Origin of the sequence: Pseudomonas neuropathica, assembly GCF_015461835.1 — a bacterium.
In the GTDB taxonomy this organism is placed as follows: Bacteria; Pseudomonadota; Gammaproteobacteria; order Pseudomonadales; family Pseudomonadaceae; genus Aquipseudomonas; species Aquipseudomonas neuropathica.
Map to the genome: position 1 here is coordinate 1 of NZ_JACOPX010000009.1, position 25,277 is coordinate 25,277.

Here is a 25,277-nt window from a genome sequence, read left to right on the forward strand (position 1 = left end):
AACAACTTCAACCACTTGCGCTTCCGATCTCTCGTCAGCGGGAGGCGAATTCTACAGCGTTACACGCTGCTGTCAACACCTCTTTTTCAACTTCCTTCTGGCTTCGATGAACTGAAGCAACCTGCTGCCGAAACCTGCATAACTCATTGAATCTCAAGGAGTTTTCCGTTTCGACTGCGCCGGAAGTGGGGCGAATTATAGACATCCTGAATCTGCCGTCAACCGTTAATTTCGCTTTTCTTGCAAAACCTGCTTTTTAGTCAGCAACCGCGGGATCCGACGCATCACTGGCGGAATACGCAGCAACAGTAGCACCGCACCTACAAAGGCATAGATCGCCCATTCCTCGAGATCAGCACGCACGATCCACAGCATATGCAGCAAACCCAGACCAAGAATCACATAGACCAGACGATGCAGCTTCTTCCAGCGCGAACCCAAACGACGCTGACTGTAGCGATTTGACGTCACCGCCAGCGCCAACAATCCGAGAAAACCCAAAGCCCCCACTATTATGTAGGGCCGCTTACGCAACTCGACAGTCAGCTGCGACCAATCGAAACCCAGAATAAACGCCATATAACTACACAGATGCAAAGCCACATAGGCAAAACACCAGAGCCCCAACTGTCGGCGCACTGCAATCCACCCAGCCCAGCCGGTGAGCTTTTGCATCGGTGTCATGCTCAGAGTGATCAACAACAACACCAACGTACCCAAGCCCAACCGATCCACTAGCACTTTGCCAGGATCGGGCCCGAGCAAATCCCCAAGAGCCTGATACAACCACAGCATCGGCCAGACTGCCGCCGCAATGAAAACGCCTATACGCCAGTACGGGAATCGCATCAGTAATTCTTCCGCAGATCGAGCCCTGTATATAAAGAAGCGACTTCATCCGAGTAGCCGTTGAACATCTGCGTATCCCGCACATTTGGCTTGAACAGACTGTTTGGCAATCGCCGCTCTCGCGCCTGGGTCCAGCGTGGGTGATCAACCGTCGGGTTCACATTCGCGTAGAAGCCGTACTCATCCGCTGCAATGCTTTGCCAGGTCGTCTTCGGCTGCTCGCTGACCAGACTGATACGGACGATGGATTTAACACTCTTGAAGCCGTACTTCCATGGCACCACCAAGCGCAGAGGCGCACCGTTCTGATTCGGTAACTCGCGGCCATACATACCCACCGCCAGAATCGCCAGTGGATTCATCGCCTCATCCAGCCGCAAGCCTTCTACATAGGGCCAATTGATCAGGGCAAAACCAGAACGCTGGCCAGGCATGCTCTTGGGATCCTGCAAGGTTTCAAACCGGATGTATTTGGCATTGGACGTTGGCTCGACCTGCTTGAGCAGCGCCGAGATTGGAAAACCGATCCACGGAATGACCATCGACCACGCCTCGACACAGCGCAAACGATAGATACGCTCCTCCAGTTGGTACGGCTTCATGAAGTCTTCCAGCACATAGCGCCCTGGCTTACCCACCTCCCCGTCGATCACTACGCTCCATGGTTCGGTTTTCAGCGAACCGGCATTCGCTGCCGGATCACCCTTGTCGGTACCAAACTCATAGAAGTTGTTGTAGTGAGTGGCATCTTTATAAGGCGTGATCGCCTCATCCTTGACGTTGACCGCCCCCCATTTAGTAGAAGGCAGCTTCTCGGTGAACCATGCAGGTGCCTTGCCCGGCTCGACATCGGCATAACGCGCGGCATCGTCGGCGTTGGCCCAGCGCGGCAGGCTACTGACGGCGATACCGGCAGCAGTGGCCCCCAGCAATTGGCGGCGAGAGAGATAAATGGATTCAGGCGTAACATCCGACTCGTGGCAGTCGGACGCTTTGGGGACTTTGATCAACATGGCAACTCCGCAGCTTTGGAGGACAGATGCACCCATAGACTGCGGAGTATGCGGGAAATTACATCACTCGGCTTTTTTGTGCCGACGAAGATGCAACAGGTACTGAACCGGGCCGGATGCCGCGTAAGCGAGGAACACCAGCAACAGAATGCGCGGTGGATCGCTGAACACCACAGCGAACACCAGCACGACGGCAAGAATTGCAACGAACGGTACGCGCCCTTTCAGATCCAGCTCTTTAAAGCTGTTGTACTTGATGTTGCTGACCATCAGCATGCCGGCAGCCGCCACCATCAACGCGACCAGGAACGACATCTTCGAACCCTGGATCCCGTAATCACTGAATGCCCAGACAATCCCCGCCACCACACCGGCAGCCGCCGGACTGGCCAGACCGATGAAGTAACGCTTGTCAGCCGTGCCAACCTGCGTGTTGAAACGCGCCAGACGCAACGCCGCGCCGGCTACATAGATGAAGGCGACCATCCAGCCAACCTTGCCCATGTCGCCCAACGCCCAACCGAATGCCAGCAACGCCGGTGCAACACCGAACGCGACCATATCCGACAGCGAGTCGTACTCGGCGCCAAAGGCACTTTGCGTATTGGTCATGCGCGCGACACGACCGTCCAGGCCGTCGAGCACCATGGCGACGAAAATAGCGATCGCGGCGAACGCGAAATACTTGCTCGCGTTAGCCGAATCACCGGCACTCAACGCAGCCTGGGCGCTCATCGAGTTGATGATGGAGTAAAACCCTGCGAACAGGTTCGCAGTGGTGAACAGATTCGGCAGCAGATAGATACCACGATGCCGGACTTTACGACCTTCTGCGTCGTGCCCTTCTTCGATGTGCTCATCGATGGGCAACAGGCTTTCGGCGTCAGAAGCCTTGTTCGGCTCTTCGGGACGTTCGCTCATGGACATTACCTTGCAACGGTTTGAAGAAAATTCGACAGGTGCTTGAGGACGACAGTTCGGCCACAAACGCTGCAGCTTTATACCAGAACCACCGCCTTAAACGAAAAAACGCGGCCGAGGCCGCGTTTTTTCATACAAGGGACGACGACTTAGTTTTTGGCTTTGTCGACGATCTTGTTGGCACCGATCCACGGCATCATGGAGCGCAGTTGCTCGCCGATGACTTCGATACCGTGAGCGGCGTTGTTACGACGCTTGGCGGTCATCGAAGGGTAGCCGGTTGCGCCTTCGCTGATGAACATTTTGGCGTATTCGCCGTCCTGAATACGTTTCAGGGCGTTGCGCATGGCCTGACGGGATTCGGCGTTGATCACTTCCGGACCAGTCACGTACTCGCCGTACTCAGCGTTGTTGGAGATCGAGTAGTTCATGTTGGCGATACCGCCTTCGTACATGAGGTCAACGATCAGCTTCAGTTCGTGCAGGCACTCGAAGTAGGCCATTTCTGGCGCGTAGCCAGCTTCAACCAGGGTTTCGAAACCGGCTTTGACCAGCTCAACGGTACCGCCGCACAGAACGGCTTGTTCGCCGAACAGGTCGGTTTCAGTCTCGTCCTTGAAGGTAGTTTCGATGATGCCGGTACGACCGCCACCAACGCCGGCAGCGTAGGACAGTGCAACGTTTTTGGCGTTGCCCGAGGCGTCCTGGTAGATCGCGATCAGGTCAGGGATACCGCCGCCTTTCACGAACTCGGAACGTACGGTGTGACCCGGAGCTTTCGGCGCGATCATGATCACGTCGAGGTCGGCACGCGGAACGACCTGATTGTAGTGGATCGCGAAACCGTGGGAGAAGGCCAGAGTGGCGCCCTTCTTGATGTTCGGCTCGATTTCATTCTTGTACAGCGACGACTGGAACTCGTCCGGGGTCAGGATCATGACCAGGTCGGCGGCAGCAACAGCGGAAGCAACGTCGGTCACTTTCAGGCCGTGAGCTTCGGCTTTGGCAACGGTGGCCGAACCTTTACGCAGACCAACGGTAACGTCGACACCGGAGTCTTTCAGGTTGCACGCTTGGGCGTGGCCCTGGGAACCGTAACCGATGATGGCAACTTTCTTGCCCTGGATGATCGACAGGTCGCAGTCTTTATCGTAGAAAACTTTCATGAATTTCCCCTTTATATCCAGGCCGTTCAGGCCATTCGCTAATTTGGTTTAGATGCTGAGTACTTTGTCGCCGCGAGCAATGCCGGTCACGCCGCTACGGACGGTTTCCAGAATCGATGCGGTGCCGATGGACTGAATGAAGCTGTCGAGCTTGTCGCTGGTACCGGTCAGTTGAACGGTATACACACTGGCGCTGACGTCGACGATCTGTCCACGGTAAATATCGGTGGTGCGTTTGATCTCGGCGCGTTGGGCGCCAGTGGCCTTGACCTTGACCAGCATCAGTTCGCGCTCGATGTGAGCACTTTCCGAGAGGTCCACCAGCTTGACCACTTCGATCAGCTTGTTCAGGTTTTTGGTGATCTGCTCGATGACTTCATCGTGACCCACAGTGGTCAGCGTCAGACGCGACAGGGTCGGGTCTTCGGTCGGGGCCACAGTCAGGCTTTCGATGTTGTAGTTGCGCTGCGAGAACAGGCCGACTACGCGAGACAAAGCGCCGGGTTCGTTTTCCAGAAGCAAGGAAATAATGTGCCGCATGATTAAGTACGCTCCGTCTTGCTCAGCCACATATCGCGCATCGAGCCGTCTTTGATCTGCATCGGGTAGACGTGCTCGCTGGTGTCGACCGAAACATCGATGATCACCAGGCGATCCTTCATGGCGAACGCTTCTGCCATCTTCGACTTCAAATCTTTCGATTCAGTGATGCGTACGCCAACGTGGCCGTAGGCTTCAGCCAGCTTGACGAAGTCAGGCAGCGATTCCATGTAGGAGTGCGAGTGACGGCTGCCGTAGCTCATGTCCTGCCACTGACGAACCATCCCCAGAACACCGTTGTTCAGGATGACGATTTTGACTGGCAAGCCATATTGCAGGCAGGTCGACAGTTCCTGGATGTTCATCTGGATACTGCCTTCACCGGTGACGCAGGCAACGTCGTCATCCGGGAAGCTCAACTTGATGCCCATGGCCGCCGGGAAACCGAAGCCCATGGTGCCCAGACCACCGGAGTTGATCCAGCGATTCGGCTTGTTGAACGTGTAGTACTGCGCCGCGAACATCTGGTGCTGGCCCACGTCGGAAGTGATGAAGGCATCGCCCTTGGTCACTTCGCAGAGGGTTTCGATCACGGTCTGCGGCTTGATCATGCTGCCGTCGCCCTTTTCGTAAGGGAACAGGCCGCGATCACCGCGCCATTCATCCACCTGCTTCCACCAACTGGCCACGGACTCTTTGTTCGGGGTCTCGCCGATTTCCTTGAGGATCGCGACCATTTCGGTCAGGACGCTCTCCACCGGACCCACGATTGGCACGTCGGCCTTGATGGTCTTGGAAATCGAAGCCGGGTCGATGTCGATGTGAATGATCTTGGCATTCGGGCAGAACTTCGCCGCGCCGTTGATCACGCGATCGTCGAAACGCGCGCCGACCGCGAGGATCACGTCAGCATGGTGCATCGCCAGGTTGGCGGTGTAGCTGCCGTGCATGCCGAGCATGCCGATGAACTGACGATCAGTACCCGGGAAACCACCCAGGCCCATCAACGTGTTGGTCACGGGCAGGTTGAGCATTTTCGCCAGTTCGGTAAGCGGCGCTGAACCGTTGCCGAGGATGACGCCGCCGCCGGAGTACAGCACTGGGCGCTTGGCCGCCAGGAGCATTTCTGCCGCCTTGCGGATTTGCCCGGAGTGACCACGAACGGCCGGGCTGTAGGAACGCAGCTTGGCTTTCTTCGGGAAGATGTATTCGAACTTCTCGGCCGGGTTGGTCATGTCTTTCGGGATATCGACCACGACCGGGCCCGGACGACCGGATTGCGCCAGGTAGAACGCCTTCTTCATGACTTCCGGGATTTCCGAGGCGTGCTTGATCATGAAGCTGTGCTTCACGATCGGCCGGGAGATACCGATCATGTCGGTTTCCTGGAACGCGTCGGTACCGACCATGGTGCTTGGCACCTGACCGGAAATGATCACCATTGGAATCGAGTCCATATAGGCGGTCGCGATACCGGTGATGGCGTTTGTGGCGCCAGGACCGGACGTCACCAATACCACGCCGGCTTTACCGGTGGCACGGGCATAACCGTCAGCCATATGGGTTGCCGCTTGTTCGTGACGAACCAGGATGTGAGTCACTTCCGGTTCTTTGAACAGGGCATCGTAAACATGCAGGAGAGCACCACCCGGGTACCCGTAGATATATTTGACGCCTTCGTCACGCAAAAAGCGGACGAGCATCTCACCGCCAGATAAAAGCTCCACGTTGTTCACCTCTAAAACGCCAGAATACCGTCCACAAAAAAGGGGCGGGTCTTAATAGGTTTACTTCTCGGCAGAGCATGAGCGACGGTGGTCGCCGACTACGTCAGCACTGACTGAGCAAGTATTGGGATCGTCCCAAGTGTTGCGGGCCTTTCCCACCCAGCGCGAGGTAACGCGTTGCGGGTGTAACAGGTCGGCGCGGATGTGCGCCTCATGATCTACCGAGTGGGTCTGCTTCTGGCAGTCCCTCTACAGCGGACTTTGGATTCTTCTGTTTCGCCCTCTCCAAGTCAAGTCGTCTGTGTGGTTAATTGTGGGTAAGCACATGAGAACGCAAGAAAAAACCTGAAAACCGCTACTCTGTTAGTGTCAATTGCGCAATTTTGCTAAGGAATCAGCATGCGAACGCTCCTCCTTACTCTGCTGATCGGTCTCAGCCCGTGGTGCATGGCCGCTCAAATCTACAAATGGGTCGATGCCCAGGGTGTTACGCACTTCGATGCGCAGCCGCCACCAGGTCAGCCGTCGACGACCTTGCAGACGCCCTCCTCGTCCCCGCCGAAACCTGCGGCAATGCCGGGCAGTGGCGCGCTCGGTGATCAGAAGGCTATCGACGACAAGGTGAAGAAACAGGTCGCGGACCAACAGGAGCAGCTCAAACAGTTTTGCGAACAGGCACGGACGAATCTTGCGCAATTGCAGAACAATCCGCGTTTGAGGGAAGAGGTGGAGGGACAGATGCGACGGCTGGATGATGCGCAGCGCCAGGAACGCATTGTCGAGGCTCAGAAACAGATAGCCGAGAATTGCCAATAGGCATCTGCAGGACTGTAGGAGCTGTCGAGTGAAACGAGGCTGCGATCTTTTGACTTTAAAGATCAATAGATCGTAGCCTTCGGCAGCTCCTACACAGAATCGGTACTAGCGCGAGGCAGTGATCAACAGGTCAAACTCTTTGAGCAACACTTGAAGCTGCCGATCCTTGCCACCCAGGTTGCGCTGGGCGAAGACCATTTCAGCCATTTCCTGGATGCCCGAGGCGTTCGGCAACGGCAGATCCTGCTCAAGGATATATTTCATCTTCGGCAGGAAGATCCATTGCAGCCATTGCTCGAAGTCGAGCGTATCGACCGAAAACGGCTCGACACTGCTCAACGCTTCCACCGACGGCTGAACCTCGTCCCACCAGCCTTGAGTGCGCAGTTCACGCTCGATCAGCAACAGCTGATCGGCGATTTTCGGGAACCGGGCATCCATCACAGCGAGACCTTGGCCTTCTGACGGGCCAGAGCAGCGCCCGCTGAATCGCCTTGTTTCTCACGGGACTGGGCGATGATTTCCCACAGATTGGCCTGCAGGTCCGGACGACCGTTGGCCATGGTCAGCGCGCGACGAGCGAATTGCTCGGCCTGCGGTGCATCACCTTGGGCCATGCGCACCTGCGCCAAGCGATAAAGCACTTGCGGCTCACGCGGGGCAACACGCTGAGCACGCTCCAGGCTGGAGGACGCACCGTTGAGGTCACCGCCGGCCTGTTGTTGCTGCGCTGTTGTCAGCAAGGCGAGCACCGGACCATCCAGTTGCTCGTCGGCGGAAAGTCCACCGCCAGTGCTGGCCGAAGGAATTCCGCTCGGCGTCGAAGGCATGTTGTAAGTGCCCGAGTTGATCGGCGCCGATTCAACTGCTGATGGGTTGTAAGGCCCAGGCGTGATGCCACCGGACGCCGGGCCCGGCACGATTGGCGAAGAGCTGATCGGTGTCGATACGGCGGCACCACCGCCCGGCACCATCACCACCACGCCAGTGTCACCTTGCGGAATCGCCTGGGTCTGGCCCTGTGCTGGACGCTTCACCGTCGTTTGACGGAAGCCGCCATTGGCCGAAATACGTTCGCTGTTGGACACCGCAGTACCGGAGTCAACAACCGGAATCGAACCACGCTGTACGGTAGAGCAGCCGCTCAGCAAAGCCACGGCGGTCACCGCTGGAATCAACCACTTGTTCACTTGAAACCCTCTTTGCTTAATTCATCCAGCCCTTGACCCAATCCATCACCGACTCGCCGGAGGCAGGCGTTTCGCCCGCACACGCGGCGCCGGGTGGCGGTTCGCTGCCGCGAATATACGGCATCTGCACCGCCCCCGGACAGTTGGCATCGGAGCCCTGCCCGGTACGCGAATCGACCCAAGCCTGTACGACATTGTCCGGCTGCGGCATGTCCAGCGGTAGCGGATCGGCCTTGCGCATGAAACTGGTCCAGACCTGCAACGCACCGGTGGCCCCGGTGAACGGCGTCTTGCCGTTGTCATCGCGCCCCAGCCAGACCACCGCCAGCAGATCCTGACTGAAACCGGCGAACCAGCTGTCCCGGGAGTCGTTACTGGTACCGGTCTTGCCCGCCAGCGTCAGAGTCTTGGGCAGCACGTTATAAACCGAGCTGCCGGTACCTTCACGCATCACGCGCTGCATGGCGTTCTGGATCAGATAGATGGACGCCGGATCGAAACGCTGCTCGATCTGGAACGGATAACGCTTGAGCGGTTCGCCCTCGGCGGTCAGCACACTGCGAATGCCGCGCATCGGCGTATTGAAACCACCGTTGGCCAGCGTCTGGTACATGGTCGCCACTTCAATCGGCGTCATGCCACCGGCACCGAGCAACATCGACGGGAATGCCGGAAATTCGCGCGTCACCCCCAGACGTCCCAAGGTCTTGAGCACATTCGGCACACCGACTTCCAGACCCAGACGCGAAGTCGACAGGTTATAGGAATGCGCGAGCCCCTGATAAAGGAACACGGTGCCGTGGGAGCGACGGTCGTAGTTCTGCGGTTTCCACACCTGACCGTTCGCGCCTTTGACCGACAACGGGTCGTCCGACAGCCAACTGGTCAGTGTGTACTGGCTTGGTTTCTCCAGTGCAGTCAGATACACCGCCGGCTTGATCAACGAGCCGATCGGTCGCACGGCATCCAGCGCACGGTTGAAACCGGCATAACTGGCCTGACGGCTGCCGATCATCGCCTGCACTTCGCCGGTTTCCGGATTGGTCACGACCATCGCCGCTTCCACATCATCAGAACCTTTGCGCCCGGCCAGACGCTTGAAGGTGTCGTTGACCGACGCCTCGGCTTTCATCTGCAGGATCGGGTCGAAACTGGTGAAGATGCGCAGGCCTTCTTCGGTCAAGTCTTCGTCGCGATAGTCTTCACGCAACTGACGTTTGACCAGATCGATAAAGCCCGGGAACGAGCTGTCGGCGAGCTTGCCGCGCGTGGTTACGCCCAATGGCATTTTTTTCGCCGCTTCGACCTGCTCGGCCGTCGCCACGCCCTGTTGCTCAAGCACATCGAGCACCAGGTTACGCCGTTCAAGTGCGCGCTCCGGGTTGCGACGCGGGTTGTAGTAAGACGGGCCTTTGACCATGCCGACCAGCAACGCTACCTGATGCAGTTTCAGCTCGGACAACGGCTGACCGAAGAAGAACTGACTGGCCAGACCAAAACCGTGGACCGCACGCTGACCGTCCTGTCCGACAAAGACTTCGTTGAGGTAGGCCTCAAGGATTTCCTTCTTGTCGTAATGCAGCTCCAGCAACATCGCCATCATCGCTTCGGTGAGCTTGCGGGTCAGGCTGCGTTCATTGGTCAGGTAGAAGTTTTTCACCAACTGCTGGGTCAGCGTACTGCCGCCCTGCGTCATCTTGCCGCCCGAGGTGTTGACCCAGACAGCCCGGGCAATCGACTTCGGCGACACGCCCCAGTGGCTGTAATAATCGCGGTCTTCCACGGCAACCAGGGTTTCGAGCAGATATGGCGGCACCTGATCGAGCTTGATCAGAATGCGGTCTTCAAGATTCTTCGGATAAATACCGCCGATCATCAGCGGTTCGAGGCGTACCACAGACAATTTCGAACCGTTGGTCGCCGACAGCTCAGCCACATAATCGCCAGAGAAACGCACGCGCACTGGCTGCGGCTTTTCCAGACCTTCATAGAACTGGAAGCCACGGGTATTCAGATCGACGGTGTTGCCGCTAACGGCTGCCGCGCCGGGACCATTGCTCACGGCTTCGCGGCGATAACCGAGGGCATCGAGTTCGGTAAGGAAATCGTCCTTGCTGAGCTTTTGTCCGACGAACAGCTCGAGCGGCCGCGCGTAGACCTTGGCCGGGATGGTCCAGCGCTTGCCGGAGAACTTCTCCTGCACCACGGCATCGAGGTAAACGGCGAAGCCAGCCAGCACGACAAGGCCGACCAGACTGAGTTTAATGGCCCAGCTCAACCATGGGCTAAGGCCCTTGGAGGGTGGTTTTTTCTTGGTACGGGGGGATCGAGTTCGAGTCATGGCGGCGGATTATACGCACTTTATTCATCCTCAACAGGAGCGCTCCGAGGTTTGCGTCGGGCTGGCGAGCGGCCATAATGGCGGCCTCGAATTTCCCCCAGTCTCTGAAGGATCGCCCGTGAGCCAGTCTCTGATCGCTGCCCTGCAAAACCCGGCCCTCTACCCGCACCCTGTCGAAGGGTTTCAGGTCATCGAAACCCATATCTCGTGGGTGATCCTCACCGGTCCCTTCGCTTATAAAGTGAAGAAGCCGGTTAATTTCGGCTTCCTCGACTTCACTGGCCTCGAATCGCGCGCGCACTTTTGCGCCGAAGAACTGCGTCTGAACCAACGCCTGACCGATGATTTGTATCTGGAAGTGTTACCAGTCACTGGCAGCGTCGAAGCACCGCAACTGGGCGGTGACGGCCCGGCCATCGAATACCTGCTGAAAATGCGCCAATTCCCGCAGACCGGTTTGCTCAGCACCCTGCAAGCCAATGGCGAACTGACCACCCAGCACATTGATGAGATGGCGCAGCAGATCGCGCACTTCCACCTCAGCGCGCCAAAAGTCCCGGCCGCACACGACGCCGGCACCCCGGAAAGCGTGATGGCGCCAGTGTCGCAAAACTTCGAACAGATCCTGCCGTTCCTCAGCGACAAAAATGACCTGCTGCAACTCGACGCACTGAAAGCCTGGGCCGAAAGCAGCTTCGAGCGTCTCAAGCCACTGTTCGCCCAGCGCAAGGCCGAAGGGTTCACCCGTGAATGCCACGGTGATATCCACTTGGGCAACGCCACGGTCATCGACGGCAAAGTGGTGATCTTCGACTGCATCGAGTTCAACGAACCGTTCCGCTTCACTGACGTCTGGGCCGACACCGGTTTCCTCGCGATGGACCTGGAAGACCGTGGTCTGAAATCCCTGGCGCGCCGCTTCATCAGCCAATATCTGGAGCTGACTGGCGACTATCAGGGCCTGGAAGTGCTGAACTTCTATAAAGCCTACCGTGCACTGGTGCGTGCCAAGGTTGCCCTGTTCAGCATGCCGGCTGACGCGACCCCGGTGCAGCGCGCCACCACCCTGCGCCAGTACCGCAACTACGCCAACCTGGCGGAAAGCTACAGCACCATTCCATCGCGCTTCATGGCAATCACCCACGGTGTTTCCGCTGTCGGCAAGAGCCACGTGGCCATGCGTCTGGTCGAAGCGCTGGGTGCCATCCGCCTGCGTTCGGACGTAGAACGCAAGCGTCTGTTCGGTGAGCAAACTGTTGCTAATGATGTGCAGGCCGGCATTTACAGTGCCGACGCCAGCGCCGCCACTTACGCGCGTCTGCATGAAATCGCTGAAGTGATCCTGCACGCCGGTTTCCCGGTGGTGATCGACGCGACTTACCTGAAGCGCGAACAACGCGACAACGCGGCAAAAATTGCCGAAGCCACCGGCACGCCATTCCTGATCCTCGATTGCAACGCGCCACAAGCGGTGATCGAGAGCTGGCTGGCGATCCGTCAGGCCGACCAAAAGGATCCGTCCGATGCCACCCTGGCGGTGATCGAAGCGCAGCAGGCCAATCGCGAAGCGCTGACGCCGGAAGAAATCCTGCGCAGCAAACGCGTACAGACCAATGAATCCGGCACGCTGGACACCGTGGTCGCGCAGATTCGTCAACGCCTGCCTGGCCTGTAAGAAACTATTTCGGCCGTGAAGCCCACGCTTGCTTCACGGCCGTCAAATAGTGGCACTATACTGGCGTCATAAAACCAACGGTGATATGACATGAGCCAGCCGAAACTTCTCGACACCCCGCTATATGCCTTGCTGCACAAAGACGACATCACAGGTTTCAACAAAGAGCGCCCACAAGATGGCCCGATCGACATGGTCGGCGGCGATTTCCGTGGTCTTGATTTGCGTGAACTGAATGCCGATGGCGTGGATTTCCGCGACGCGTACTTCCGCTCTGCCGATCTGCGTGGCATCGATTTCCGCAACGCGTCGCTGGAAGGCGCGAGCCTGGCTCACGCGCAGATTTCCGGGGCTTACTTCCCGCCGGAACTGAGTGCTGACGAGATTCTGATGTCGATGAATTTCGGTACGCGTTTGCGTTATCGCACTCGCTGACAGGCTTATCCCTCGCTGACACGACGCCTCCCCTGTAGGAGTGAGCCTGCTCGCGATAGCGGTCTAACATTCAACACATGTGTGCCTGCCAGTCCGCTATCGCGAGCAGGCTCACTCCTACATTGATATGTGTTTTTTCCCCTTCTTTCTGCGTTCGCAGGCCTTTCAAGCACCCTTTCTTAGAAGCGTTTGCGTTGAATCCGACCAAACAATCACGCTTTTCCTACTGATGGCTACACTCCTGAGAAGCTCGCCCACGCACCATTCGGCCGTCGCAAGGAGGCTTGATGAATGATGAACTGCAACACCTGAAGAATCTTGGCAAGACGTCGGCGCAATGGCTGCATGCCGTGGGCATCCACAGCGCCTCGGACTTGCGTCGCCTGGGCGCGGTGGACGCCTACCGGGCCGTGCGTACCCGCGGGTTTCGCGCATCGAAGGTGTTGTTGTATGCGATCGAAGGCGCGCTGATGGATGTGCACTGGAACGACATCCCCGCCGAACGCAAGGACGCCCTCAACAAGCAACTCGAAGCCATTTCCTCGCGCCACAAGAACTGAGCGGGCATTGACCGTCATGTATTTACTGGGGGAACAATCGGCCTGCGCCGATGCCTTGATCAACCGCTTGCAGAGCTTGCCCGCACTGTGGCTGCGCGATTTGGCGCCTTGCGGGCCGATGCTGGAACTGGAGGCGGCGGATGATTTGCTGACGCAGTTACCCGCCGATCAGCTATTCATGCTGAATGAAGGGATGATCAACGGCTGTATCGGCGCCCGTCCGCTGTTTTATTGGCAGGACGGCGATTTGATCGGCCTTCAGCAAGGTGAGGACTGGGCTGATTGCCGTTTGTGCAGTGACGGGGCGTTGCGCTTGACGCCCTATTGGCGCCGTGAGGTTTTCCAGCATGTGTATGCCGACGCTCATCGGACAGACCAGTTTCTAGAGTATCTGCTGGGGCAGATGGCGATCCTTGCCCATGCCGTCGCGGAACTGAAACCGCGCGAGTTTCGCAGCACCAATGGCTTCAAACGGGTCGAGGCGGGTGAAATTCTCATCAACCAGGGGGACGCGGCTGATCACGTGTTCGTGATCATCGACGGGCATGCCGAAGCGTTTGTAGACGGGCATAAGGTGGGAGATGTGGCCAAAGACGAGATTTTCGGTGCCATGGCCGTGTTTACCGGCGAGCCACGCAACGCCACGGTGATCGCACGAGAACCGAGCACGGTGATGCTGATTCCCGGTGATCATTTTTTGAGCATGACCCGCACCAATCCAAAGATCGCCCACAGCCTGATCGAGAGCATGGCACGGCGGATCGGCCAGTTGAATCGGCAGATCACGCAAATGACACCGACTGAAGGTCAACGCTAAAAGTCTTTGTTTGCGGGGCGTACCGACCATTTTCCAGACGATTTCAAAGAAACGGAAAAACAGTTGTTGACTCGGTAATGAGAATCGCTATGATTATCACAACTGGTCGCGAGATCAGTCGATATTCTGAAAAGCCCTTGGTTCGGACTCTCAGATTATCTCCTCATCAGGCTAATCACGGTTATTTGACCCGGTTTTTACCGGGTCTTTTTTTGCCTGTGGAAAAGTCATTTGCCGAACTGTTTACGCATTTGCTCACAGTAATCCTGCTTTGGCGTTGCCGGCGTGTACCAAACGTAGTCGGCCATCGCGGCGGTCACTTCGGCGCCCTGCTCTGCCAGCATCAACACGGTGGGTGCCTGGGCGGCGCCCAGATCCACAGCATGCAACGGCACGCCGACATCCTTGCGCGCATGCCACGCACCGGCCAGCAAGATTGAAGGTGAAGGAGCCGCCAACAGACGCTCTGCCATACGCCGATCACGTTGTTGCTGAACGGCGAGCATCGCCGGCATCTGTGATTCGGGCAGCAGACCACAGTGGGAATCGCTGATCTGCTCCAGCAAAACGGCTTTCACGGACTCCGTATTGCTGCGCGCCCCCTTTAACACCGGCGGATCACGATAGAAGGTGCGGATTTCAGCGCTATCCAGATTCGCCGCCAGCAGTGGATACGGCTGAGTCAGCGCGAAGCGGAGACGATCGGCCCATAGAAATTCCAGTCCCAGCCGTCCTCCCAGGCCAATGCGCCCGGCAGGTCAGCGGGCGGCGTTTTCGCCTGACGCACTTGATCAACGCGAGGCTGCTGATCCGGCGTGAGCATTTCCAATAGCAGACTGCCCTGCGACCGCTGTTCACCGAGCGAGCGCAACAGCCATAATTGCGCGGCGTGATGATCGGCGTTGTCATGCTGCTCACCAATGATCAGCCGCTCAGGCTCGGCAAGCCCCCTCAGCAACTGCTGTGCCGTCAGCACCTGACCGCTGTGCAGGTCGCGAATCTCGCCACTGATCGGCGGTGGCGCCGCAACATGCTGACACCCCGCAAGTAACACCACCGCCAACCGCCACAACCCACGCATGCCATCACCTTAATGATCCTGTCAGCGGGCGATGATCAGCGGATGCCCGCGCTCCGGGTGCGACTGCACCAACACTTCAAGACCGAATACAGCCTGGAGCGTGTCCGGTCGCAAAACCTGCTGCGGTGTATCCAGCGCCACCGGACACCCACCTTCCAGCAGCAGAATGCGATCACAATAACGCGCCGCCAGATTCAGATCATGCAGGATCACCAACACCGCCGCGCCACGATCGGCAAACTCGCGTACGGCCTGCAGTGTCGTGTGTTGATGCAGCGGATCGAGCATTGACGTTGGTTCATCCAGCAGCAGCGTCTGTCCGGCCTGCCCCGGCCAAAGCTGCGCCAATACCCGCGCCAGATGCACCCGCTGACGCTCGCCACCGGACAACGCCAGATAACTGCGACCGCTCAAGTGCCCGGCATCCGCCGCCGCCAATGCCGCCGCGATGATTTCATCATCCCGGGCCCGACCGCTTTGCCAAGGCAAACGGCCCATGCCCACCACTTCTTCGACGCGAAAGGCAAAATCCAGCGTCGACACCTGAGGCAACACCGCCAATCGTTGCGCGCGCTGTGGGCCAGGCCAGTGACTCAACGCTTGCCCGTCGAGTGAAACCTTCCCAGTACTCGCCGCCAACTCACCGCACAACGCGCCCAGCAATGTGCTTTTACCAGCACCGTTCGGCCCGAGCACACCGAGCACTTCGCCCGGTTCGAGCTGCAACGAGACATCGCTGAGCACAGCCTTGCGACCACGCTGGATGTGCAGATTCTGCGCACGCAACATCAGGCACGCCCTCGCAACAGCAAATAAAGGAAGAACGGCGCACCAATAAACGCGGTAACAATACCGATCGGCAACTCTGCCGGCGCCAGCGCCAGCCGCGCGACCAGATCAGCCAACAGCAACAGGCTCGCCCCCGCCAGCACGGAGGCCGGCAGCAACACTTTGTGATCCGGCCCCGCCAGCAAACGTACCAGATGCGGTACCACCAGCCCGACAAAACCGATCATCCCGGCGGCCGCCACTGCTGCGCCAACCCCCAGCGCTGTACAGAACACCAATTCACGCTTGAGCCGTTCGACGTCAATCCCCAGATGCCCTGCCTCAGACTCCCCGAGCAGCAAGGCATTCAGCGCTTTCGCCCGACGCGGCAACCACAATGCGACAGCGGCGCTGATGATCAGCAATGGCCACAACCGCGCGTAACTGGCGCCGTTGAGACTGCCCAGGTTCCAGAACGTCAGCGTACGCAAGGTCGCGTCATCCGCCAGATAAGTGAACAGCCCCACCGCCGAACCGGCCAGCGCCGTCAGTGCGATGCCCGCCAGCAACATGGTCGCGACGTTGGTCTGGCCATTACGGCGACCCAGTCGATACACCAGCGCCGTCACGCCGAGACCGCCGAGAAACGCGCAGACCGACAGCAGATACGGCCCGAACCAATCCGGCAGGCCGCCAAAAAAAGAACCGCCGACAATCGCAATCGCTGCGCCCAATGCCGCGCCGCTGGAAACACCGACCAGTCCCGGATCGGCCAGCGGATTACGAAACAAGCCCTGCATCGCCACGCCGGACAACGCCAGCACACCGCCCACTGCCAGTCCCAACAGCGTTCGCGGCAGACGAATCTGCCCAAGGATCAGTTCAGCCTGCTCCAGTCCGTCCGGTGCCAACGGCACACCAAGCATGCGTAGCGCAGCACGCAACGTGTCGAACAGCGGCAGACTGACGGGCCCGAGTGCCAACGATAGCCAGATCGCCAATAAACACAGGAGCGTCAGGCCAATGAACAAGCCCCGGGGTTTTACCAGTGTGGTCATTGGCCGCTCTTGGCCGGGTAGAAACCGTCAGTCAGGCTTTTCAGCGCGGCCGGTAAACGCGGCCCGAGCCCACCGACCAGCAGGGTCGGATCCAGCTCCAGCACACGCCCGGCCTTGGCGGCGCGACTTGAATTGAGAATCGGGTTTTCCTTGAACAACGCCGCTTTCGCCGCCTCACCGGTCAATGCACGGTCGGCGAACACCAGCACTTCAGGATCGAGGCCGGCGAGGGATTCCACGGAAAACGGCTTGTATCCGGTGTGAGTCGCCAGGTTATGCCCGCCGGCCTGTTGCAGCAGCCAGTCGGCCGCGGTGTCCTTGCCCGCAATCAATGGCTTGCCACCGGCATGTCCAAGCAACAGCAGCACACCCGGCGCTTTTTGTCTGGTCTGCACTTCGGTAACCCGAGCCTTCTGCGCATCGAGTTGCTGTTGATAACTTTGCAGCAGTTGCGCGGCCTGAGCCTGCGCGCCGAGCAATTGGCCCAAATGAGTAACGTTTTTCTCCAGCGTTGGCAGATCTGGCTGAGCCGAGAACAACGCCACCTGAACCTTGGCCGCTTTTACTTGCGACAGTACCGGTGGCGGGCCCATTTCTTCGGTGCCGATGAGAATGTCCGGACGCAGGCTGAGAATGCCTTCAGCGGAAAGGCTGCGCTGATAACCAATGCTTGGCAGCGCCTTCAACGACTCCGGATGCTGGCTGGTGGTGTCGACACCGACCAGTTTCGACTCCCCACCCAACGCACTCACCCACTCCGACAGCGCACCGCCAGCACTGACCCAACGTTGCGGCAAATCGGCCGCTGCAGCCTGGTGGCTGACCAAAAGTCCGACACACAGCACGGCAACGCGAGTACTCAGGCGCATACACAGCTTCCTTGAATAAGGTTTTTTCCCGGGCATCCGAATGGCAGGCCAAGTATCCTCGACATCTGCCAGACGCCTGCGGGTGAAGGCCGCCATTTGATAATTGTTTGCATTTAAACGTCAAGCTCGGACATATCCAGACACGAGCGGACACTAGAGGATAGTCATGAAGCTTCTCTGCGCAGGCGCCGATCTGGCCGAAGCGAAAAGTCGTGGGTTCGAGATCGACGGCAACAAGCTGTTCGCCGTGCGCCGCAGCGGCCAAGCCTACGTCTACCTCAATCGCTGCCCGCACCGGGGCGTGGGGCTGGAATGGCAACCCGACCGGTTTCTCGACCCGAGCAACAGCCTGATCCAGTGCGCCACCCACGGCGCACTGTTTCTGATCGAGGACGGTGAATGCGTCGCCGGGCCTTGCGCCGGGCAAGCACTCACCGCCATTCCTTGCCGGGAAGATGCGCAAGGGCTGTGGATCGATGTTTAGCCGTTAAGCAGCACGTCGAGACGCCGGTCGATGACCATCTCTTCATGGTCCAGTCGCACGCCATACGCCAGAACCTCAACGCCACAAGCGACCGCTTCGAGAAGGGCATCGGCGTAGGCCGAATCGATTTCCTTCGCCGGCCGTACCGCGTCAATCCCGGTCAGATTGACGCAATACAACTGCACCGCCCGAATGCCGTCCCGCGCCAGATGCGCCAATTCACGCAAATGCTTGGCGCCGCGCTGGGTCACCGCATCGGGAAACGCCGCCACGGCGGTGCCGTCGAAACCGAGGGTGACGCTTTTCACCTCTACATACGCAGGGCCACTGGGGTATTCGAGACGGAAGTCGATACGGCTCTTTTCCTGCCCGTACGCGACTTCACGTTTCAACGCGGTAAAGCCGTTCAACTCGCTGATGACGCCGGCCTGCAACGCCTCCTCGACCAAACCGTTGGCCCGTGCGGTATTCACGCAAAACAACCGACCCTGCGGGGTTTCGCCAATTTCCCAAGTACCGGGCAATTTACGCTTGGGGTCGTTTGAGCGACTGAACCAGACCTGCCCGCCTTCGACCTGACAGTTGAGCATCGAACCAGTGTTGGGGCAGTGAATGGTGAGCAACTCGCCGCCAACGGTTTCGATATCGGCGAGAAAACGCTTGTAACGACGGATCAGTCGCGCCTCTTCCAGAGCAGGATAAAAGCGCATCAGCCTTGCCAGCTCTTCAAACCACGGGCAATACGCTCCACCGCTTCCTGTAAGCGAGGGAGGTTTTGCGTGTAGGCAAAACGCACATGGTGACTGGCCTGATAGCGACCGAAATCCAGACCAGGGGTGAACGCTACATGTTCGGTTTCAAGGAAATGACGGCAGAACGCGAAGGCATCGCCGCCGAACTGGCTGATATCGGCATAAAGATAGAAAGCGCCTTCCGGCTCCACGGCGATGTTGAAACCCAACTCGCGCAACGCTGGCAGGAGGAAATCACGGCGACGACCAAATTCGGCCCGGCGCTCTTCCAGAATGGCGATGGTGTCCGGTTCGAAACAGGCCAACGCCGCATATTGGGCCATGCTCGGCGCACTGATGTAGAGGTTCTGCGCCAGTTTTTCCAGCTCGCTGACGGCAGCGTCCGGCGCCACCAGCCAGCCGAGACGCCAGCCGGTCATGCCGAAATACTTGGAAAAACTGTTCAGCACAAAAGCGCTGTCGTCGACTTCCAGTACGCTGGCGGCATCGGTGCCGTAGGTCAGACCGTGGTAGATCTCGTCTACCACCAAATGCCCGTGTTTAGCCTTGATGGCTGTGGATAACGCGGCCAGTTCGTCGCGGGTCAGGAGGGTGCCGGTCGGGTTGGCTGGTGAAGCGACCAGTGCACCGACGCTGTCATGATCCCAATGGCGCTCAACCAGATCCGGAGTCAACTGATAGCGCACGTCCGGCCCTACAGGAACCAGCTGCGCCGCACCTTCCACCAGGCGCAGAAAGTGCCGGTTACACGGGTAACCGGGATCCGCCAGCAGCCAGTGTTTACCTGGATCGACCAGCAAAGCGCTGGCCAGCAACAGCGCTCCGGAACCGCCCGGCGTGATCAGAATCCGCCGCGGATCGATGTTCAGGCCATAGCGCGATTGGTAAAAACCGGAAATCGCCTCGCGCAATTCAGGAATGCCGCGCGCAGCGGTGTAACGGGTCTTGCCCGCCGTTAAAGCGGCCTGCCCGGCACGAATGATCGGCTCGGCAGTAGTGAAGTCCGGCTCGCCGATTTCCAGGTGGATCACGTCGTGGCCTTCAGCCTGTAATTCATTGGCCCGCGCCAGCAGCGCCATCACATGGAACGGTTCGATCGCACGACTGCGCGCACTGTAGGGCTGAGCCATTGGTTTTCCTTCGGCAGGGAAAAAGAGACGATTCTACCCATCTGCCGGAACGAGCGAGAACCCGCAGCGGTCACAGCCTCAAGAACGCTGGACTGTAACGATACGAGCGTACGCTCCAGGATTGACTAAAATCAGTGATTGAACAGGTCTTCAACACCACCAGACACGGCTTGCCAAACATTTGCAAGCGCCACCCGCCGGGGCCTCGACATCCGGGAGTAGCGCAGGCCGATTTGATCTGGTAAGTTCGCCCGCTTGCAGCCGCAGGGCCGGCAGGTGTCGGTGATGGAGCAATCCTGCGCAATGGATTACAAGAGTAGAGGCGGTCCATTTCATGCCCACCCAAGCAAAGCAACAGCAGAATCAGACGATCAGCGGTTTCGAACCTTATGTTCCGGCGAAAGGTGAAGAGTACATGGGCGCCCCAATGCGCGCGCACTTCACCAAGGTCCTGAACAAGTGGAAACAGGAGTTGATGCAGGAAGTTGACCGCACCGTTGACCACATGAAGGACGAAGCTGCCAATTTCCCGGATCCGGCCGACCGTGCCAGCCAGGAAGAAGAGTTCGCCCTCGAACTTCGCGCCCGCGACCGCGAACGCAAGCTGATCAAGAAAATCGACAAGACACTGCAACTGATCGAAGACGAAGAGTACGGCTGGTGTGATTCGTGCGGCGTCGAGATTGGTGTAAAACGCCTGGAAGCACGTCCTACTGCCGACATGTGCGTCGACTGCAAGACCCTGGCGGAAATCAAGGAAAAGCAGGTCGGCAAGTAATCTTGACCTGAACGAAAAACGGAGCGTGCGAACGCTCCGTTTTTGTTTCTGCCTTTTGCCTTTGCCTTTTGTAGGAGTGAGCCTGCTCGCGATAGCGGTGGGTCGGTCAATATCGGTGTTGAATGTCACACCGCTATCGCGAGCAGGCTCACTCCTGCAGGTTGACCTGCGTATAGCCTGAAAAGTAGCTTCGTCTCCATGACTGCCAAAACATCCCCTGCCTACATCGGCCGCTTCGCCCCAACCCCCAGTGGCCATTTGCACTTCGGTTCGCTGGTTGCCGCCCTCGCCTCCTACCTCGACGCTCGCTCGGTCGGCGGTCGCTGGCTGGTGCGCATGGAAGATCTCGACCCGCCCCGCGAAGAACCCGGCGCACAAGCGGCGATTCTCAAGGCGCTGGAAAGCTACGGCTTTGAATGGGACGGCGACATGGTGCGCCAGAGCGATCGCCACGACGCCTACGCGGATGTCCTCAACAGCCTGTTCAATCACGGCCTCGCTTACGCCTGCACCTGCTCGCGCAAACAGCTTGAAGCGTACAACGGCATTTATCCGGGCCTGTGCCGCAATGCCGGCCACGATCAGCAAGACGCCGCTATCCGCCTGCGCGTACCCGAACTGGAATACCACTTTATTGATCGCGTGCAGGGCGAATATCGCCAGCATCTGGGCCGTGACGTCGGCGATTTCGTGATCCGCCGCCGCGACGGTCTCTACGCCTATCAACTGGCGGTGGTACTGGATGATGCCTGGCAAGGTATCACCGACATCGTGCGTGGTGCCGACCTGCTCGACTCGACGCCGCGCCAACTCTATCTGCAAGAGTTGCTGGGGTTGCGCCAGCCGCGCTATCTGCACCTGCCGCTGATTACCCAACCGGACGGCAACAAACTCGGCAAGTCTTACCGCTCGCCACCGCTGGAAGCAGATCAAGCCACGCCATTGCTGCTGAGGGCGCTGCGCGCTCTGGGGCAAAACCCCGGCGTCGAACTGGCTCATGCCTCGCCGCAAGAATTACTCAAGTGGGGCAGCGCACACTGGGATGCCACGAAGATCCCGCGCACACTGACCCTGCCCGAAGCGCAACTGCTATGACGACACTTGCAGTCGTGCGCCCATCCGTTACCATCGCCGCACGTTTTCGGGCACACGCATAAAAAAGAGAGGCCGGGATGTACATCTATCGCTTGGTCCTGCTTTTAGTCGTGGGGATCTATCTGTTTTCCCCCGCCATCATGGATTGGTGGATCGACGCTACGGGCGCCTGGTATCGCCCCTATCTGCTCTGGCTGATCCTGATTGTCGTGACCTTCATCCTGCAGAGCCAAAAAGATGCCGATGAGCTTTAGCCTGACCCAGATGATCCTGATCAGCGCCGCGTACCTGGCGGTGCTGTTCGGCGTCGCCTGGATCAGCGAACGGGGCATGATCCCGCGGGCGATCATTCGCCACCCGCTGACCTACACCTTGTCGCTGGGGGTTTACGCCAGTGCGTGGGCGTTCTACGGCACGGTCGGCCTCGCCTATCAGTACGGCTACGGCTTTCTGTCCAGTTACCTCGGCGTGTCCGGCGCGTTTCTGCTGGCGCCGGTGTTGCTCTATCCGATCCTGAAGATCACCCGCACTTATCAACTGTCTTCGCTGGCCGATCTGTTTGCATTTCGCTTTCGCAGCACCTGGGCCGGTGCGCTGACCACGATTTTCATGCTGATCGGTGTGCTGCCGCTGCTGGCGTTGCAGATTCAGGCGGTGGCCGACTCCATTGGCATTCTGACCGGCGAGCCGATCCAGAGTCGCGTCGCGCTGGCGTTCTGTGCGCTGATCATCCTGTTCACGATTTTCTTCGGTTCCCGGCATATCGCCACCCGTGAGAAGCACGAAGGACTGGTGTTTGCGATTGCCTTCGAATCGGTGATCAAACTGGTCGCCCTTGGCGGCGTCGGCCTGTATGCGTTGTACGGCGTGTTCGACGGCCCGCAACAGCTTGAGATTTGGCTGCTGCAAAACCAGACTGCCCTCGCCGCGCTGCACACGCCGTTACAGGAAGGCCCGTGGCGTACGCTGCTGCTGGTGTTCTTTGCCTCGGCGATCGTGATGCCGCACATGTATCACATGACCTTTACCGAAAACCTCAACCCGCGCTCGCTGGTCAGTGCGAGCTGGGGTCTGCCGCTGTTTCTGCTGCTGATGAGCCTGGCGGTGCCGCTGATTCTCTGGGCCGGCCTCAAACTCGGCGCCACAACCAACCCGGAATACTTCACCCTCGGCATCGGCATCGCCGCCAACAGCAAACCGCTGGCGTTGCTCGCCTATGTCGGCGGTTTATCGGCGGCCAGCGGGCTGATCATCGTCACCACGCTGGCGCTGTCGGGCATGGCGCTGAACCACTTGGTTTTGCCGCTCTACCAGCCGCCGGCCGAAGGCAACATCTACCGCTGGCTGAAGTGGACCCGCCGCGCGCTGATCGTCGCAATCATCATGGCCGGTTTCGGTTTCTACCTGATGCTTGGCGCCGAGCAGGATCTGGCCAATCTCGGCATCGTCGCGTTTGTCGCGACCCTGCAATTCCTGCCCGGGGTGTTGTCGGTGTTGTACTGGCCGACCGCCAACCGTCGCGGCTTTATCGCCGGTCTGCTGGCGGGAATTCTGGTCTGGGTAGTGACCATGCTGCTGCCGCTGGTCGGCAATCTGCAGGGTTTCTACATCCCGCTGCTGAACATGATTTACGTGCTCGACGACACCAGTTGGCACATGGCTGCAATCGCCTCGCTCGCCGCCAACGTATTGATGTTCACCCTGATCTCACTGTTCACCAACGCCAGTCCCGAAGAGGCCAGCGCTGCCGAAGCCTGTGCGGTAGACAACGTCCGTCGTCCGCAGCGCCGTGAACTGCATGCGGCCTCGCCACAGGAATTCGCCACACAACTGGCCAAACCGCTGGGCGCCAAGGCTGCGCAGAAAGAAGTCGAGCAAGCGTTGCGTGACCTCTATCTACCCTTTGACGAACGCCGTCCTTATGCACTGCGCCGTTTGCGTGACCGTATCGAGGCCAACCTTTCCGGTCTGATGGGCCCAAGCGTGGCGCAGGACATGGTGGAAACCTTCCTGCCCTACAAGGCTGGCGGCGAAAACTATGTGACCGAAGACATTCACTTCATTGAAAGCCGCCTCGAGGATTACCACTCGCGCCTCACAGGTCTGGCCGCCGAACTCGACGCCCTGCGCCGTTACCACCGCCAAACCTTGCAGGAACTGCCGATGGGCGTCTGCTCGCTGGCCAAGGATCAAGAGATCCTGATGTGGAACAAGGCCATGGAAGAACTCACCGGAATCGCCGCGCAACGCGTGGTGGGTTCGCGCCTGAGTACCATCGGCGAGCCGTGGAAAGAGTTACTCCAGGGTTTCATCAACCTGCCCGACGAGCATTTGCACAAACAGCACCTGGCCCTCGACGGTCAGACGCGCTGGCTGAACCTGCACAAAGCGGCAATCGACGAACCGTTGGCACCGGGTAACAGCGGCCTGGTGCTACTGGTCGAAGATTTGACCGAAACGCAGATGCTCGAAGACAAACTGGTGCACTCCGAGCGTCTGGCCAGCATTGGTCGTCTCGCGGCGGGTGTGGCTCACGAAATCGGCAACCCGATCACCGGCATCGCTTGTCTTGCGCAAAACCTGCGCGAAGAGCGTGAAGATGACGGTGAACTGACGGAAATCAGCGGGCAGATTCTCGAACAGACCAAACGTGTGTCGCGCATCGTCCAGTCGCTGATGAGTTTCGCCCACGCTGGCAGCCACCAGCACAGTGACGAGCCCGTTTGTCTGGCAGAGGTCGCTCAAGATGCGATCGGCCTGCTGGCCCTGAACCGACGCAATTTCGAGGTGCAGTTCTACAACCTCTGCGATCCTGATCATTGGGTCGAAGGCGATCCGCAGCGACTCGCCCAGGTACTGATCAACTTGCTCTCCAACGCCCGCGACGCCTCGCCGCCGCACAGTGCGGTACGGGTCAAGAGCGAAGCCGGCGAACACACGGTCGATCTGATCGTCGAAGACGAAGGCAGCGGTATTCCGAAGAACATCATGGATAGATTGTTCGAACCCTTCTTCACCACCAAGGATCCTGGCGAAGGCACCGGTCTGGGCCTTGCACTGGTCTATTCCATCGTTGAAGAGCATTATGGACAAATCACCATCGACAGCCCGGCTGATGTACAAAGCCAACGCGGCACCCGTATCCGGGTGACCTTACCGCGTCATGTCGAAGCGACGTCCGCTGTGAACTGAGACCGTCGAGAGTATCGAAT

The 25,277-nt window shown here is 58.8% G+C and carries 24 protein-coding genes and 1 pseudogene; 10 read left to right on the top strand and 15 right to left on the bottom strand.

Annotation, left to right across the window (positions count from 1 at the left end; all coding sequences use genetic code 11):
* Positions 1-225: 225 nt before the first annotated feature.
* The 6 genes from msrQ to H8F23_RS14265 all read right to left on the bottom strand — a co-directional run bounded on the left by msrQ (position 226) and on the right by H8F23_RS14265 (position 6,216).
* Positions 226-849: a protein-methionine-sulfoxide reductase heme-binding subunit MsrQ gene (gene msrQ, locus H8F23_RS14240; RefSeq protein WP_194934793.1), complete on the bottom strand. Its 624-nt coding sequence runs from the start codon at positions 847-849 to the stop codon at positions 226-228.
* The gene (gene msrP / locus H8F23_RS14245; RefSeq protein WP_194934794.1) at positions 849-1,862 is read right to left on the bottom strand and encodes a protein-methionine-sulfoxide reductase catalytic subunit MsrP; all 1,014 of its coding nucleotides are present in this window, start codon (positions 1,860-1,862) and stop codon (positions 849-851) included. The genes msrQ and msrP overlap by 1 nt, the downstream gene beginning before the upstream one ends.
* Positions 1,863-1,925: 63 nt before the next feature.
* Positions 1,926-2,783 carry a CDP-diacylglycerol--serine O-phosphatidyltransferase gene (gene pssA / locus H8F23_RS14250; RefSeq protein ID WP_016983477.1) on the bottom strand — a complete coding sequence of 286 codons (858 nt, stop codon included), beginning with the start codon at positions 2,781-2,783 and terminating at the stop codon, positions 1,926-1,928.
* A 149-nt stretch (positions 2,784-2,932) separates the two neighbouring features.
* A complete protein-coding gene (gene ilvC, locus H8F23_RS14255; protein ID WP_007909969.1) occupies positions 2,933-3,949 on the bottom strand; it encodes a ketol-acid reductoisomerase in 1,017 nt (338 codons plus the stop codon).
* 48 nt (positions 3,950-3,997) lie between these two features.
* Positions 3,998-4,489 carry an acetolactate synthase small subunit gene (gene ilvN / locus H8F23_RS14260; RefSeq protein ID WP_003176102.1) on the bottom strand — a complete coding sequence of 164 codons (492 nt, stop codon included), beginning with the start codon at positions 4,487-4,489 and terminating at the stop codon, positions 3,998-4,000.
* A gap of 2 nt (positions 4,490-4,491) precedes the next feature.
* On the bottom strand, positions 4,492-6,216 hold the full coding sequence (locus H8F23_RS14265) for an acetolactate synthase 3 large subunit (protein ID WP_194934795.1): 1,725 nt from the start codon (positions 6,214-6,216) through the stop codon (positions 4,492-4,494).
* A 399-nt stretch (positions 6,217-6,615) separates the two neighbouring features.
* On the opposite strand from H8F23_RS14265, the gene H8F23_RS14270 reads away from it, so the two are divergent.
* Positions 6,616-7,032: a DUF4124 domain-containing protein gene (locus H8F23_RS14270; protein WP_194934796.1), complete on the top strand. Its 417-nt coding sequence runs from the start codon at positions 6,616-6,618 to the stop codon at positions 7,030-7,032.
* Positions 7,033-7,137: 105 nt separating this feature from the next.
* Here the strand turns inward: H8F23_RS14270 and H8F23_RS14275 are convergent, their stop codons facing one another.
* From H8F23_RS14275 to mrcB, 3 genes are read right to left on the bottom strand one after another with little or no spacing between them, the layout of a single operon-like run.
* Positions 7,138-7,473 carry a YqcC family protein gene (locus H8F23_RS14275; protein ID WP_116255844.1) on the bottom strand — a complete coding sequence of 112 codons (336 nt, stop codon included), beginning with the start codon at positions 7,471-7,473 and terminating at the stop codon, positions 7,138-7,140.
* Positions 7,473-8,222: a hypothetical protein gene (locus H8F23_RS14280; protein WP_194934797.1), complete on the bottom strand. Its 750-nt coding sequence runs from the start codon at positions 8,220-8,222 to the stop codon at positions 7,473-7,475. The genes H8F23_RS14275 and H8F23_RS14280 overlap by 1 nt, the downstream gene beginning before the upstream one ends.
* 16 nt (positions 8,223-8,238) lie before the next feature.
* The gene (mrcB, locus tag H8F23_RS14285) at positions 8,239-10,563 is read right to left on the bottom strand and encodes a penicillin-binding protein 1B (RefSeq protein WP_194934798.1); all 2,325 of its coding nucleotides are present in this window, start codon (positions 10,561-10,563) and stop codon (positions 8,239-8,241) included.
* A 118-nt stretch (positions 10,564-10,681) separates the two neighbouring features.
* On the opposite strand from mrcB, the gene H8F23_RS14290 reads away from it, so the two are divergent.
* The 4 genes from H8F23_RS14290 to H8F23_RS14305 all read left to right on the top strand — a co-directional run bounded on the left by H8F23_RS14290 (position 10,682) and on the right by H8F23_RS14305 (position 14,050).
* Positions 10,682-12,238: a bifunctional aminoglycoside phosphotransferase/ATP-binding protein gene (locus H8F23_RS14290; protein ID WP_194934799.1), complete on the top strand. Its 1,557-nt coding sequence runs from the start codon at positions 10,682-10,684 to the stop codon at positions 12,236-12,238.
* A 90-nt stretch (positions 12,239-12,328) separates the two neighbouring features.
* The gene (locus H8F23_RS14295) at positions 12,329-12,673 is read left to right on the top strand and encodes a pentapeptide repeat-containing protein (protein ID WP_007909940.1); all 345 of its coding nucleotides are present in this window, start codon (positions 12,329-12,331) and stop codon (positions 12,671-12,673) included.
* Between the two features lie 287 nt (positions 12,674-12,960).
* Entirely contained in the window at positions 12,961-13,233 is a 273-nt protein-coding gene (locus H8F23_RS14300) for a TfoX/Sxy family protein (RefSeq protein WP_003228231.1), read from the top strand.
* 16 nt (positions 13,234-13,249) lie between these two features.
* On the top strand, positions 13,250-14,050 hold the full coding sequence (locus H8F23_RS14305) for a Crp/Fnr family transcriptional regulator (RefSeq protein WP_095125442.1): 801 nt from the start codon (positions 13,250-13,252) through the stop codon (positions 14,048-14,050).
* A 227-nt stretch (positions 14,051-14,277) separates the two neighbouring features.
* On the opposite strand, the pseudogene H8F23_RS14310 reads toward H8F23_RS14305, so the two are convergent.
* The 4 genes and pseudogenes from H8F23_RS14310 to H8F23_RS14325 form a co-directional block, all read right to left on the bottom strand.
* Positions 14,278-15,131: pseudogene (locus H8F23_RS14310) on the bottom strand (ChaN family lipoprotein).
* A gap of 21 nt (positions 15,132-15,152) precedes the next feature.
* Complete coding sequence (locus H8F23_RS14315) at positions 15,153-15,920, bottom strand: heme ABC transporter ATP-binding protein (protein WP_194934800.1); 768 nt, start codon at positions 15,918-15,920, stop codon at positions 15,153-15,155.
* On the bottom strand, positions 15,920-16,957 hold the full coding sequence (locus tag H8F23_RS14320) for a FecCD family ABC transporter permease (protein ID WP_194934801.1): 1,038 nt from the start codon (positions 16,955-16,957) through the stop codon (positions 15,920-15,922). Before H8F23_RS14320 ends, H8F23_RS14315 begins: the two co-directional genes overlap by 1 nt.
* A complete protein-coding gene (locus H8F23_RS14325) occupies positions 16,954-17,826 on the bottom strand; it encodes a heme/hemin ABC transporter substrate-binding protein (RefSeq protein ID WP_194934802.1) in 873 nt (290 codons plus the stop codon). Before H8F23_RS14325 ends, H8F23_RS14320 begins: the two co-directional genes overlap by 4 nt.
* 166 nt (positions 17,827-17,992) lie before the next feature.
* On the opposite strand from H8F23_RS14325, the gene H8F23_RS14330 reads away from it, so the two are divergent.
* On the top strand, positions 17,993-18,310 hold the full coding sequence (locus H8F23_RS14330; protein ID WP_194934803.1) for a Rieske (2Fe-2S) protein: 318 nt from the start codon (positions 17,993-17,995) through the stop codon (positions 18,308-18,310).
* Here the strand turns inward: H8F23_RS14330 and sfsA are convergent.
* On the bottom strand, positions 18,307-19,020 hold the full coding sequence (gene sfsA / locus H8F23_RS14335) for a DNA/RNA nuclease SfsA (RefSeq protein WP_194934804.1): 714 nt from the start codon (positions 19,018-19,020) through the stop codon (positions 18,307-18,309). The genes H8F23_RS14330 and sfsA overlap by 4 nt on opposite strands.
* Entirely contained in the window at positions 19,020-20,192 is a 1,173-nt protein-coding gene (locus H8F23_RS14340; RefSeq protein ID WP_194934805.1) for a pyridoxal phosphate-dependent aminotransferase, read from the bottom strand. The genes sfsA and H8F23_RS14340 overlap by 1 nt, the downstream gene beginning before the upstream one ends.
* A gap of 334 nt (positions 20,193-20,526) precedes the next feature.
* On the opposite strand from H8F23_RS14340, the gene dksA reads away from it, so the two are divergent.
* The 4 genes from dksA (at position 20,527) to H8F23_RS14360 (ending at position 25,257) form a co-directional block, all read left to right on the top strand.
* Complete coding sequence (gene dksA / locus H8F23_RS14345; RefSeq protein ID WP_008080850.1) at positions 20,527-20,970, top strand: RNA polymerase-binding protein DksA; 444 nt, start codon at positions 20,527-20,529, stop codon at positions 20,968-20,970.
* A 198-nt stretch (positions 20,971-21,168) separates the two neighbouring features.
* Positions 21,169-22,065 carry a tRNA glutamyl-Q(34) synthetase GluQRS gene (gene gluQRS / locus H8F23_RS14350; protein ID WP_194934806.1) on the top strand — a complete coding sequence of 299 codons (897 nt, stop codon included), beginning with the start codon at positions 21,169-21,171 and terminating at the stop codon, positions 22,063-22,065.
* A gap of 77 nt (positions 22,066-22,142) precedes the next feature.
* Complete coding sequence (locus H8F23_RS14355) at positions 22,143-22,319, top strand: hypothetical protein (RefSeq protein ID WP_003176118.1); 177 nt, start codon at positions 22,143-22,145, stop codon at positions 22,317-22,319.
* Positions 22,303-25,257 carry a sensor histidine kinase gene (locus tag H8F23_RS14360; RefSeq protein WP_194934807.1) on the top strand — a complete coding sequence of 985 codons (2,955 nt, stop codon included), beginning with the start codon at positions 22,303-22,305 and terminating at the stop codon, positions 25,255-25,257. Before H8F23_RS14355 ends, H8F23_RS14360 begins: the two co-directional genes overlap by 17 nt.
* Positions 25,258-25,277: the final 20 nt, after the last annotated feature.

Coding starts and splice junctions, on each gene's coding strand:
- H8F23_RS14325 (WP_194934802.1), bottom strand. CDS start 17,826: ATGCGCCTGAGTACTCGCGTTGCCGTGCTGTGTGTCGGACTTTTGGTC.
- mrcB (WP_194934798.1), bottom strand. CDS start 10,563: ATGACTCGAACTCGATCCCCCCGTACCAAGAAAAAACCACCCTCCAAG.
- H8F23_RS14355 (WP_003176118.1), top strand. CDS start 22,143: ATGTACATCTATCGCTTGGTCCTGCTTTTAGTCGTGGGGATCTATCTG.
- H8F23_RS14360 (WP_194934807.1), top strand. CDS start 22,303: ATGCCGATGAGCTTTAGCCTGACCCAGATGATCCTGATCAGCGCCGCG.
- sfsA (WP_194934804.1), bottom strand. CDS start 19,020: ATGCGCTTTTATCCTGCTCTGGAAGAGGCGCGACTGATCCGTCGTTAC.
- pssA (WP_016983477.1), bottom strand. CDS start 2,783: ATGAGCGAACGTCCCGAAGAGCCGAACAAGGCTTCTGACGCCGAAAGC.
- H8F23_RS14330 (WP_194934803.1), top strand. CDS start 17,993: ATGAAGCTTCTCTGCGCAGGCGCCGATCTGGCCGAAGCGAAAAGTCGT.
- H8F23_RS14270 (WP_194934796.1), top strand. CDS start 6,616: ATGCGAACGCTCCTCCTTACTCTGCTGATCGGTCTCAGCCCGTGGTGC.
- msrQ (WP_194934793.1), bottom strand. CDS start 849: ATGCGATTCCCGTACTGGCGTATAGGCGTTTTCATTGCGGCGGCAGTC.
- ilvN (WP_003176102.1), bottom strand. CDS start 4,489: ATGCGGCACATTATTTCCTTGCTTCTGGAAAACGAACCCGGCGCTTTG.
- H8F23_RS14275 (WP_116255844.1), bottom strand. CDS start 7,473: ATGGATGCCCGGTTCCCGAAAATCGCCGATCAGCTGTTGCTGATCGAG.
- H8F23_RS14300 (WP_003228231.1), top strand. CDS start 12,961: ATGAATGATGAACTGCAACACCTGAAGAATCTTGGCAAGACGTCGGCG.
- H8F23_RS14320 (WP_194934801.1), bottom strand. CDS start 16,957: ATGACCACACTGGTAAAACCCCGGGGCTTGTTCATTGGCCTGACGCTC.
- H8F23_RS14295 (WP_007909940.1), top strand. CDS start 12,329: ATGAGCCAGCCGAAACTTCTCGACACCCCGCTATATGCCTTGCTGCAC.
- ilvC (WP_007909969.1), bottom strand. CDS start 3,949: ATGAAAGTTTTCTACGATAAAGACTGCGACCTGTCGATCATCCAGGGC.
- H8F23_RS14305 (WP_095125442.1), top strand. CDS start 13,250: ATGTATTTACTGGGGGAACAATCGGCCTGCGCCGATGCCTTGATCAAC.
- H8F23_RS14315 (WP_194934800.1), bottom strand. CDS start 15,920: ATGTTGCGTGCGCAGAATCTGCACATCCAGCGTGGTCGCAAGGCTGTG.
- msrP (WP_194934794.1), bottom strand. CDS start 1,862: ATGTTGATCAAAGTCCCCAAAGCGTCCGACTGCCACGAGTCGGATGTT.
- dksA (WP_008080850.1), top strand. CDS start 20,527: ATGCCCACCCAAGCAAAGCAACAGCAGAATCAGACGATCAGCGGTTTC.
- gluQRS (WP_194934806.1), top strand. CDS start 21,169: ATGACTGCCAAAACATCCCCTGCCTACATCGGCCGCTTCGCCCCAACC.
- H8F23_RS14340 (WP_194934805.1), bottom strand. CDS start 20,192: ATGGCTCAGCCCTACAGTGCGCGCAGTCGTGCGATCGAACCGTTCCAT.